Raw genomic sequence first — 11,018 nt, 5'->3', positions numbered from 1 at the left:
TGGAGCGGGCAAGCCCAACTGCTCTGCACGCCAATCGTTTCGACATGTTCATCGTCGAAACGATTGGCGTGCAGAGCAGTTGGGCTCAAAATTTTCCAGTAATAATGAGATCAACCCGCTGACGAGGCGGCCTGACCCCGAATTTTCCTGGCCCATCCGGTGCCTTCCGCGGGACCCGTCGACCACCTCGCCTGCAGGCCACCACAACACCGTGGAGCACGCGAAGTCCGTGACCTCATAGGAGCCTGCCGCCCCACCTCGGCCCGTCACTGGCCCGTCCGAACCTCGCGCACACCACCCGAGGAAAGGCTCGACCCACGTGACACGGAAACGAACACCCGCCACCATCTACTGCGGAGTTGACACCCACGCCGACACTCATCACGCCGCCATCATCACCGACACCGGAATCCTCATCGGAAGTCGCCAATTCGACACCACCATAACTGGATACAGTGAACTGATCGACTGGGTCCTGGGACACGGCGTTCTGGTCACCGTCGGAGTCGAAGGGACCGCCTCCTACGGTGCCGGCCTAACCCGACACCTCCGTTCCCGCGGCATCGCGGTCGTGGAAGTTCCGCGCCCGAACCGCAAGCTTCGCCGCAACGTCGGCAAGAGCGACCCGATCGACGCCGAGGCCGCAGCCCGCGCTGCACTCGCCCGCAACCAGCTCTCCGAACCCAAACACGGCGACGGCCCGGTCGAAGCGATCCGAGCACTCCGCGTCGCACGATCGAGCGCCGTCAAAGCCGCCACCGCATCGATGAACGCCGTCCGCTCGATGATCGTCACCGCACCAGAATCCCTACGCACCCACTTGCGCGGACGCACCACCACAGCACTACTTGACGCATGTATGGCCTTCGAACCGGACCTGGGCGCGATAGCCGACCCCGCTAACGCCACCATGCTCGCGCTACGATCACTGGCCACCCGGTGCCGCGAATTACGCAGGGAAGCAAACGAACTGAAAAAGTATCTCGCGGCACTTGTCAAGCAGACAGCGCCACGAACCTCAGAGATCTTGGGTCTCGGGCCCGACACCGCGGCGGCGCTGCTCGTCACCGTCGGTGACAATCCCGACCGACTACGGTCGGAATCGTCCTTTGCGCATCTCTGCGGGGTCGCACCGATCCCGGCCTCGTCGGGCAAAACCACACGGCACCGTCTGCACCGCGGCGGTGACCGACGCGCCAACCAAGCCCTTCACACCGCCGTCGTCGTCCGCCTCAAATACAGCGACGAGGCACGCGCCTACGCCAATCGCCGGACAGCAGAAGGCAAATCGATGCCCGAAATTCTCCGATGCCAAAAACGCTACCTCGCACGTGAGGTATTCAGCGCACTGCGCGCAGACTACGCCGCGCTGACTGCTTGACATCTATAGGAGCGTCCCGCGCCACCTCCCGAAGAGCGTCCTTCTCCAGCTCAGCGTCGGCAAGCAGTCGCTTGAGCTTGCCGTTCTGCTCCCGCAGCTCCTTGAGCTCTTTCGCGGCGTCGGTGTCCATGCCGCCGTACTGGCGACGCCAGTTGTACAAGGTCGCCGCCGACACCTCGAGCTCCGCCGCGATCTCCTCCTGCGTCTTCCCTGCAGCGGTGAGCTCATCTGCTCGTCGCAGCTTGCGCACGATGTCTTCCGCGGAGTTCCGCTTCCGTCCAGCCATGTTCTCCATAGTCCTATCCGCCCAGCTCATGGGCAACAAGACTCTAAAACATGATGGCCCCGTTCGCCGGGGACACGCCAGGAGCATTCGAGAACTGCCATTGCCCCGGCAGCTAGTTCGTGGGCCCGAACCTCCGGTAAAGGTCTGCAACCTCCGGCGCGAAAGCGCCAATACCATCGAGGGCCCACAGGTCCCATAGATCCCGAGGTGGCCGCCGGTCGCACCACGTCGCCGTTTTACCTGCAACGAACGCAGGCCGAGTGGGAACCGTCAACTCAGCCTGGGGCGCGTCGCCGTAGCGCTGCTCAAGCCTCCTGAACTCCACAGGCCATGACGGCCGTCCCTCCGCCGATAACAGCTGCACCTTGACCGACAGACCAGACTGCGACCGCAGAACAGCACCGATATGCTCCGGCACCTCGCTGATCGAGGGATCCCACGCCAACCCTCCGTGACTTCGCATCACGGAACGCGGCAACGCTCGATCCAGTTCACGAGCGACCTCCGACCTTGATCCCGTTCGACCTGTGCACGCGCGACACCAAATTGCGTTGCCACCGAATCTATCTCGTCGGGATTCACTACTTCTCCCCCAACCGAGCCTGCAGCCGCAACAGAGTCGTTCTCATCGTCTGAGCCCCAGCGATGTCCGCCAAAACGCCTCGATCGCACTTCCGATACAACTGCTCCACCGCCGGCCACACCTCACCCTCGGCATCACCCAACCCCGGACGCTTTTCCAGATCCAACACCGTCTGCTCCGGAGTAGTCACCAACACCGCACCCAACTCGGTATCGATGCGCTCCGCATCCAGACGTGCCGTGTCACGCACAACAAACCGGACTACTGCCTGCCGGTCGGCCAACTGGATCGGATCGTGCCGCGTCGGCACAGCCACCACAGCAGTCGCCAACGCCCGCGGAATCGCGCCGTGCAACCGAGCCGCGCTAACACCCATCACCACAACCTCATCGCGGCCATAGGCAGCAACCGCGATACCTGCCGCCGCAGCCTCCAAACCAGGCATCCAGCCGCCCCCGACCTTGTTGTCGGGCACCGCCAGGTAGAAGCCTGTCGCCACTCGATGCAGCAGACCCAAGTCCGTCAGCCGCGCGAGCTCGGCGCGCGGATGCGCGTAGACATCGGCGGCCGTCGCTGCCCGCACCACCCGCATCGGAAGCCGCGCGAACTCCGGAGGTAACCCGGTCTGACGGCGTCGCACATCGCTTGTCGTCACAGTCACCTCCATCAAGTGTCGGATACGTAGGGTCCAAGCCTACAGAACCGACACTGATTACAACACGCAATTCGGTCCGGCAACCTCCCGCACAGTCCGAGTGCATCCACCGAAATCCACACGAATGCTTACTGATGAGTTCGCAACGAGTTGTGACATTCTGTGACACCGAACGCCGAATCGAGCCGCCGAACCGGCAAATCCCCAGGTCACAAGCGACACACAAACCCAGGTGGACGAACCCGGCTCACACAAGAAACGAGCGGCCGAAATAGGCCAAAAAAGACGGCCCCAACCGTTTTCGCTGGTCGGAGCCGTCTCGTGGAGCCTCCTAACGGGATTGAACCGTTGACCGCTCGCTTACAAGGCGAGTGCTCTACCGCTGAGCTAAGGAGGCGTTGGTGCTGAGCCAGCATATCCACTCACTCCTCGCTCAGTAACAGCAGGTACCTTGTGCGTGGATCACCCCAGCTATGTAAAGACGGTCATGACTTTCCTGCAAGACGTGACGGCCTCGCTCAGCCGTCTCACCGGCGAGCGTCGCGCCACCATCGACACCCCTACAGCCGCACCTTCACCACTGCGGCCGATCGACCTCACCGACGATGCTGTGGTGGCAGAAGTGCTGGATCTGGCGGTACGCGTCGGTGAGGTACTTCTTGCGTCGGGGACTTCCGCGATGGATACGGCATCCCAGGTGCAGTACATCGCGGCAACCTACGGCCTTGCTCGCTGCGATGTCGATGTCACCTACAACTCGATCACGATCAGCGCTCACCGCGGCCCGACGCGGCCGCCGGCGTCGACGATGCGGATCGTGGAATACCGGTCGATGGATTTCACGCGTCTCGCTGCCGTCGACAACTTGATTCGCGATGTCCGCATCAAGATGGTGACGCCGGCGTTTGCGCGCGAGACGTTGGACGCCATCACCAAGGCACCGCACCCGTACAACCGGTGGATCGCGACGCTTGCGTGGTCCGGCATGGCGGCGGCGATCAGCGTGTTGGTCGGTGGCGATGCGCTGGTGGCGGTGGTGAGCTTCTTGACGACGATGGTCATCGACCGGATCGGGCGCGTTCTGAACCGGGTGGGTCTGCCGTTCTTTTTCCAGCAGGTGGTCGGCGGGTTCGTCGCGGCGACCCCTGCCATCACGCTGTACAACTTTCAGGACGAGTTGGGTATCACGATTTCGCCGTCGTTGGTCATCGCGGCGGGCGTGACGGTGTTGCTGTCGGGATTGTCGTTGGTGGGCTCGGTGCAGGACGCCATTACCGGGGCCCCGATCACTGCGTCGGCGCGGTTCTTCGAAGTTCTGATGATGACGGGCGGAATCATCGCCGGTGTTGCGACGTCGTTGAAGATCGCCGCGATCGTCGGAAGCGATCTGCCACTGATCACCAACAACCCGCCCCCTGGTATCGAAGAATTGCCGACGAAGGTGCTGGCGGGTGCTGCAGCCTCGTTGTTCTACGCGCTGGCCTGCTACGCGGAGCGTCGTGCGTTGACGGCTGCGTTCCTCGGCGGCTTTGCCGGTGCCCTGGTCTACCTGCTCATCCAGACGCTGTCCACCGGGCCGATCATCGCGTCGGCGTTCGCGGCGACCGTCGTCGGTTTCGCCGGTGGTCTGATGGCTCGTCGCGCGCTGATTCCGCCGCTGATCGTCGCGGTCGCCGGCATCACGCCGCTGTTGCCTGGCCTGTCGCTGTACCGAGGCCTCTACGCGCTGCTCAACGACCAACTACTGCTCGGCATCAGTGCACTGCTCGCAGCGTTCGGTATCGGTTGTGGCCTCGCTGCTGGGGTCACGCTCGGCGAGTGGGGTGCGCGTACGTTGCGTCGTCCACGCATCTTGGCTCGCACCGAAGAACTGCTACGTCCTACTCTTCGACGCAGAGAAGAACCGCGTCGCCCGGTTGTTCGTCGGCGACGCGGTTCTGTCGAGCTCAAGAAAAAGAAGAAGGTCTAAGCCTCGGGGGTTCCCTCTGCGGACTGACGTGCAGCTGCGTCGGCCTCCATTGCTTCACGGAGGCTGCGGGGACGCATGTCCGTCCAGTTCTTCTCCACGTACTCCAAGCATGCTGCACGGGTGTCTTCACCGAAGACAACCTTCCAGCCCTGCGGTACATCGGAGAATGTGGGCCACAACGAGTGCTGGTCTTCGTCGTTGACCAGCACGAAGAAGCGTCCGTCTTCGTCATCGAATGGATTGGTACTCATCTCGCCTCACTCGTCGCAAACGTATTGTTATCGGCAGTCTTCTATGTGAAGTGCCCCCGACCCTAGCAACGCACAGTATCGCACTCGAGTGCCGACGCTGGAGGTCAGCTTCGAAGAAACTCCAGCACGGCGCTGTTGATCGCCTCTGGCCGCTCCAGATATCCGAAGTGCCCGACGTCGGGAATCTCGACGTATTGGGCGTCGGGGATCGCCTTCGCCAGCTCCTCGCTCAGGTACGGGGGGATCATCCGGTCGTGCTCGAATCCGACCGACAAGCAGGGCACGGAGATTTTTCCGTACGCGGCACCTCTGTCGAAGTTCTCGTCCATGCCCAGCTGAGCCCGCACGCCGGGGGATGTCGGCGCTGTCGAGAACTCGAAAAGGTCGAGCCAGTCACGCGCCGACCGGGAGTCTGCAAGTGTGGTCGGCGACAGGTTCATCACGGCCGTGATCGCCGCGGCGTACTTCGGTGGCAAGGCGGTCTTGGCGTCGGCGAGTTCGCGTTCACCTTCGCCGAGTGTCTTCTGAAACTCGTCGAGACGGGCATGTCCGGCGAGGAACACAGCTTTACGGACCAGTTCGGGTCGCGTCAGCGCCAGTTCCTGCGCGACGCGTGAGCCCATCGAGGTGCCGACGACATATGCCTTCTCGTCGCCCTCACGAATCAGTTCGATGAGTCCGGCGGTGTCGGCTACGAGATCGTCGATCTTCATGCCCTGCGCACTCTCCGACGATGGCGCTATCCCACGATTGTCGAAATAGCAGACGCGGTAGCCGGCTTCGACGAGTTCGGGGACCTGATGCAGGTCCCACACTCGGCCCGGGCTACCGGTGCCCATGATGAGAACGACCAAATCGCCAGCACCTTTGACCTGGTAATTCAGCGAAATCCCGTTCACGGTTGCGATCGGCATGTAACTCCTTTGCTCGTCTGCGGCTGGAAAAGAGCTTACGACCGAGCCCGCGAAGTAGTCGACCGGCGGGTTTCCGGCTTCACTCGGTCGGGTAGTCCACCATGGTTGCGCGTTCGGCATGTAGATCGCTGTCGGGCGAATTCCACCGGGGAGTAGAAGCGAGGGGTACTGCAGTGAGCAATGAGAACGCATCCGAAGAAGCCCGCAAAGGCCTGTTCGACGCGGTGAAGGGCAAGGCCAAGGAGGTTGTCGGGGCAGTGACCGGCAACGATTCCCTCACCACCGAGGGACAGCTTCAAAATGCACAGGCCCGCGAACGAGCAGAGGCGAACGCCACCGAGTTGGCGGCCCAGGCGCAATCCGAAGAAGCCGCCGAAGACCTCGCTGCCGTGCGAAATGCCGCCCAGCAGCAGCGCGATGCAGCCAGCGCGAGCGCCGAGGCCTCGGCCGAGAGCGCCCGCCACGTCCAGCAGGCACAGCATGTCGCGGCCGAGAAGGAAAAGCATCAGACCGTCCGAGACGAGGTTGCCGACGCCGAGGTCGACGCCCGCGCCGAACAGATCGAGGCGGTTGCCGAGGGGCAGTCCGACGCTGCAGCCGCGACGCAGGACGAGCTGAAGGCCGTGCAGGAGCATGGCGAAGAAGTGGCCGAGGCCGAAGCTGCGCGAGCGGCAGCGGACCGCGCTCGACGCAACGCCGAATCATTGCGTGAAGACATCAACCCGTGAACAGGAGTAGTCCTTCCATGAACGTACTCAGCATCCCGCTGTCCATTCTCCGATTTCAGTACAAGATCGTTCGAATCCCGTTGCACCTGTTCGAAACCAGCGTCGTGCAGACGTGGAGCACCGACGCACCCGCTCGAATTGCGTACGAGCGCACTGTCGGATCGCTCGACAAGGCCGTCGGCAGTGTGCTCGGCGACAAAGATGTCGAACAACGTGGCGAAGCTCAGGTCCACCTCAGCGAAGAGTTGGCCAAGGCCCGCAAGCTCGAAGCCGACGCCGACGCGACCCAGGCAGTCGCCGACCAGAAGCTGAGGGCCTCTCGCGAAGCGGCCGAGAAGGAACGCAAGGCTGCTGCCCTAGCCGCAGACGATGCTGCACGGAAAGCACGTGAGCAGGCCGAACAGCGCAAGCAGCAGGCCGCTCAGGAAGCCGAAGCGAAAGCTGCCGCCGAGAAGAAGCGCGCCGACGAGGTGGCCGAATCACGGGCAGCGCAAGCCCGCGCCGCGGAGAAGAAACAGCACGAGCAGATCGCCAAGTCCGAGAAGGCCGCAGCCGCGCCCGCAGAATCCGAACTGGCGGACGCCGCTGAAAGCAAAGAAGAGGCAGAGGACAAGAAGGCCGAAGCCGCTCGTATCGAAAAGCTGTTCCTGGCAGAGAAGAACAGCTGAAAAAGCCGAACACAACATCGAAAGCGTCCCTCCGGGGGCGCTTTCGGTGGTTCAGAGCCCATCTATCGCCCCTGCCAAGCCGACCAGAGTTCGGCGTAACGCCCACCCGCAGCGACGAGTTCGGCGTGTGGCCCTTGTTCGAGGATTCTTCCGTGTTCGAGGACCACGACGCGATCGGCGGCGACTGCTTGGGTAAGCCTGTGTGCCACAACGAGTGTGCTGCGTCCGCGGGTTGCGGCTGCCGCTGCTGCCTCCAGGTCTCGGGCACCGGCGCTTCCGGCTTCGGCGGTCGCTTCGTCGAGCACGGCGACGGCGGGGTCGGCGAGGACGAGTCGCGCAAGTGCCAGCTGTTGTGATTGGGCGGAGGTCAATTCGTGTCCACCTTCTCCGACAACGGTATCCATGCCGTTGTCGAGGGTGTCGACCCATCGGGTGGCGCCGACGGTGTCGAGTGCTGCGTGGACGTCCGCTCGGCTCGCGTCCGGTGCTGCGAGTAGTAGATCCTCGATCAGTGGACCTGCAAAGACGTGTACTTCTTGGCTGACGATCGCGATATGTCTGCGCAGCCCTTTCGCGCCCAGTTCGGCGAGTGTCGCGCCGCCGATCCGTACCGTGCCGGAGGTCGAGTCGATCGAGCCCGCTGCGATTGCTGCGATCGTCGACTTGCCTGCACCGGTGGATCCGACGAGTGCGACGGTCTCCCCCGCGCCGACGGTCAGGTCGATTCCGTGCAGAACTTCGTGGCCGGTGTCGTACGAGTGCCGGAGATCGGTGATCTGCAGGGTGCCGTCGACCGGGACGGCACCTGTCCCAGGCGACCGCTCGTCGGGTATGTCGATGACGCCGACCAGGCGCGCGAGGCTGGCGCCCGCCGATTGCACGTCGTCGAAGGAGAACATGAGCATGCCGATCGGGTTGAACAGCCGGTGAAACAGCAGCGCAGCAGCGGTCACCTGGCCGACGGTCACGTACTCGTCCTGGACCAGCAGGAATCCAGCGGCCAGAATCACCGACAGTCCGACGCATTCGGCGCGGTTACTGCGCGAACCGAAGCGTGTGAAGAGTCGGAACACGTCGATGCCGATGTCTCGAGCCTTGCCCGACGCTTTGTCGATTTCGGCCAGGTGTGTGTCTTCGAGTCCGTAGGCGCGAACGGTGCGTGCGCCCTGCATGCTGCTGATGAGTGCCTGGGACCGCTCGCCCATGGCGACGCGCTCGGCGGCGTAGAGGGGTGCCGATTTCGGTAGGTACCAGCGCAGGGCCATGACGTACATCGGGATGGCGACCATGCCTGCGAGTCCGAGACGCCAGTCCAGGCTCAGCATCGTGACCACGCTCAGTGATACGAGGAGAATCGCGGAGACGATGTTGGGGATGACCTCGCCGATGGACTTCGCCATGACTGCGACATCGTCGCCGACACGGGAAAGCAAGTCTCCCTTGCCGACTCGTTCGAGTGTGCCGATCGGGAGATGCAGTGCGCGTCGGAGTACCCGTTCGCGCAGCGAGGCGAGAGTCCGCTCGCCCAGCTTGCTGATCATGTAGGTGCTCAGTGCTGTGAAGATGCCTCCGATGACGGCGGCCGTGGTGATGACGACCACCACGCTCACGATCGTCGACGTCGGGGCACCTTCGGTGACGCGGTCGACGAGTACGCCGAAGACGTAGACGGGGATGAGCGACATGGCCGCCGAGACGGCACTGATCGCGAGGGTGAGGAGGGCGAGTCCCCGTTGGGCGCGTATCTCGCCCGACAAGTAAGCCCAGGACCGCTTACCCGTCGCGATAGGGAGAAGTTCCGGTGTGGTCATCGCAGGACCGCCCCCTTGTAGCGTTCGTCGGCGGTTGCGAGGTGGTGATGCGTTCCCTCGGCGACGACGCGTCCGTCGTCGACGAGTACGACTCGATCCGTCACTGCGAGAAGGGCGGGACTGGTCGTGATCAGGATGGTGGTCTGGGCACGATCACCGCTATGACGCAGTTCCTTGATCCCGGCGGCAATGGAGTGTTCGGTGACGGCGTCCACCGCGGTTGTCGGGTCGTGCAGGACGAGCACCGGGGCCGAGACCGACAATGCCCGGGCCAATGCGACACGTTGACGCTGACCGCCCGACAAGCTGGCCCCGCGATCGGTGACTGTGTGGTCGAGGCCACGCTCGTGCATGGCGACGACGTCGGTAGCGGCGGACGCGGCGAGTATTCGGTCGAGCTCGTGGTCCTCGCGGGCTCGCCCGGCGGAGACGTTCGTTCGCACGGTGCCCGCGAACAGATCGGTGTTGTGCGGTTCCACCAGCACTGTTCGACGAGCGTCGGCCAGTCCGAGTTCACCGAATCCGAGACCACCGATGGTCACTGTGCCGAGGTAGTCGTCCTCGCAGATCTGTCCGGACAGCACCGCGGCCAATGCCTCGCCGTCCTGGGGCCGCAGTGCCACCACACCTACGAGTTCCCCGGGGGCGGCCGAAAGATCGAAGCCGTCGAGAGACCGGTATGCGATGCCCGCGGCCGCGATATCGGTGGCCGGCGGTGCAACGGAACCACCCTCTGCCAGAACGTGATCCGCGCCGAGCACCAAGGCCAGCCGATCGGCGGAACCTCGCACGACTGCAGCGACACCCGGCAGACGCGACATCGTGGTCAGCGGTTCGATGATGAACTGCGAGAGTCCGATCACCGTGATGAGCTCACCTACCGAGATCCGCCCCTGTAGCGCGAACAGTCCTGCTGCACCGGCAATTCCGACAGCCAGCAGCGCACTGACCGTCGTCGAGAATCCGAGGTAGATACTGTTGGCTTTGGCCATCTTCATCGTCGCGCTCAATGCGGTGCGGCTCGAGGCGAAGAATCGAGCCGACGCTGCTTCCTCCGCACCGATACCGCGTAGTGGACGCACCCCGCCGACCAGGTCTGTCGCCATGCCGGACACACGCGCGACCTCTGCTTGTTGCGCCGTCGCGGCCTTGGTCAGAAGTGGAGCGGCACGCTGCAGTCCGAACATGATCAGTGGGGTGGCGATGACGACCGCCAACCCCAACGGAATGTCGATGATCAGCAACGCGATTGCGCTGACGAGGGTGGCAGTGATCGCGCCGGCAGTGCGCGCGATGACATCGAGAATCCATGAGGTCTTCTCGGCGTCGGAGGTGGAAACGGACAGCAGTTCACCGGACACGAGGTCGGTGCGCACGCCTCGGGGATGGAGCACCCGGCCTGCGACCTCGACACGCATCATGTGCGCCTCACGTTCGATCGCGACCACGATGATGCGGGCTCCGAAACGAAACGCATACGACAGAACCACGAACAGTCCAGCCAGCGCCAGCAGCGAGATGATCATCGCGGTGCCGTCACCGGTGGCGATGGCGCGGCCGACGATCAGACCGATCGCGACCGGAACCATCGTTTCGCAGAATTGATGCAAGCAGAGGAACACGGTGGAGATGATCATCCGGGTGCGCTGACGTCGCACACTCCGGCGAAGAATCGCTGTACCGGTCGAAGGGGGGTTCGTGGTCGTCGACACACCCATCACGTCGCCGAGGAAGAAAAGTGCATTGATCGACCCTAATCCATGCCCCGATGG

Annotated in this window: 10 protein-coding genes, 1 tRNA gene and 1 pseudogene; 4 read left to right on the top strand and 8 right to left on the bottom strand. The window is 63.5% G+C overall.

The features are described from left to right. The first annotated feature begins 319 nt into the window (after positions 1–319). Positions 320–1,381, top strand: a complete 1,062-nt coding sequence (locus tag BJD99_RS12880; RefSeq protein WP_084347231.1) for an IS110 family transposase — start codon at positions 320–322, stop codon at positions 1,379–1,381. 16 nt (positions 1,382–1,397) lie between these two features. Here BJD99_RS12880 and BJD99_RS12875 read toward each other — a convergent pair. The 4 genes and pseudogenes from BJD99_RS12875 to BJD99_RS12860 all read right to left on the bottom strand — a co-directional run. Continuing rightward, a pseudogene (locus BJD99_RS12875) lies at positions 1,398–1,667 on the bottom strand (transposase); the annotation flags it as partial. A 112-nt stretch (positions 1,668–1,779) separates the two neighbouring features. Next, a complete protein-coding gene (locus BJD99_RS12870) occupies positions 1,780–2,130 on the bottom strand; it encodes a nucleotidyl transferase AbiEii/AbiGii toxin family protein (RefSeq protein ID WP_256895655.1) in 351 nt (116 codons plus the stop codon). A 118-nt stretch (positions 2,131–2,248) separates the two neighbouring features. After that, positions 2,249–2,905 carry a type IV toxin-antitoxin system AbiEi family antitoxin gene (locus BJD99_RS12865; protein ID WP_373270539.1) on the bottom strand — a complete coding sequence of 219 codons (657 nt, stop codon included), beginning with the start codon at positions 2,903–2,905 and terminating at the stop codon, positions 2,249–2,251. A gap of 322 nt (positions 2,906–3,227) precedes the next feature. Continuing rightward, positions 3,228–3,302: transfer RNA gene (locus BJD99_RS12860), tRNA-Thr, on the bottom strand. Between the two features lie 90 nt (positions 3,303–3,392). On the opposite strand from BJD99_RS12860, the gene BJD99_RS12855 reads away from it, so the two are divergent. Beyond that, on the top strand, positions 3,393–4,874 hold the full coding sequence (locus BJD99_RS12855; protein ID WP_084347230.1) for a threonine/serine exporter ThrE family protein: 1,482 nt from the start codon (positions 3,393–3,395) through the stop codon (positions 4,872–4,874). Here BJD99_RS12855 and BJD99_RS12850 read toward each other — a convergent pair. Both BJD99_RS12850 and BJD99_RS12845 read right to left on the bottom strand, forming a co-directional pair. After that, the gene (locus BJD99_RS12850; RefSeq protein WP_084347229.1) at positions 4,871–5,125 is read right to left on the bottom strand and encodes an MbtH family protein; all 255 of its coding nucleotides are present in this window, start codon (positions 5,123–5,125) and stop codon (positions 4,871–4,873) included. The two genes, BJD99_RS12855 and BJD99_RS12850, sit on opposite strands and share 4 nt — an antisense overlap. Before the next feature lie 104 nt (positions 5,126–5,229). Then, on the bottom strand, positions 5,230–6,039 hold the full coding sequence (locus BJD99_RS12845) for an alpha/beta fold hydrolase (protein WP_084347254.1): 810 nt from the start codon (positions 6,037–6,039) through the stop codon (positions 5,230–5,232). 173 nt (positions 6,040–6,212) lie between these two features. Between BJD99_RS12845 and BJD99_RS12840 the strand changes: the two genes are divergently transcribed. Next, a complete protein-coding gene (locus BJD99_RS12840) occupies positions 6,213–6,767 on the top strand; it encodes a CsbD family protein (RefSeq protein ID WP_084347228.1) in 555 nt (184 codons plus the stop codon). Between the two features lie 17 nt (positions 6,768–6,784). After that, positions 6,785–7,435 carry a hypothetical protein gene (locus tag BJD99_RS12835; RefSeq protein ID WP_084347253.1) on the top strand — a complete coding sequence of 217 codons (651 nt, stop codon included), beginning with the start codon at positions 6,785–6,787 and terminating at the stop codon, positions 7,433–7,435. A gap of 62 nt (positions 7,436–7,497) precedes the next feature. Here BJD99_RS12835 and BJD99_RS12830 read toward each other — a convergent pair whose 3' ends face one another. Both BJD99_RS12830 and BJD99_RS12825 read right to left on the bottom strand, forming a co-directional pair. Next, positions 7,498–9,246, bottom strand: a complete 1,749-nt coding sequence (locus BJD99_RS12830; RefSeq protein ID WP_084347227.1) for an ABC transporter ATP-binding protein — start codon at positions 9,244–9,246, stop codon at positions 7,498–7,500. Then, positions 9,243–10,883, bottom strand: coding sequence for an ABC transporter ATP-binding protein (locus BJD99_RS12825; RefSeq protein WP_084347252.1), 1,641 nt, complete (start codon positions 10,881–10,883; stop codon positions 9,243–9,245). Before BJD99_RS12825 ends, BJD99_RS12830 begins: the two co-directional genes overlap by 4 nt. Between the last annotated feature and the right edge of the window lie 135 nt (positions 10,884–11,018).

This window comes from Rhodococcus sp. 1163 (genome assembly GCF_002091985.1).
GTDB lineage: Bacteria > Actinomycetota > Actinomycetes > Mycobacteriales > Mycobacteriaceae > Rhodococcoides.
The sequence above is the reverse complement of the archived record's forward strand: the minus strand, read 5'-3'. Positions and strand labels throughout refer to the sequence as shown.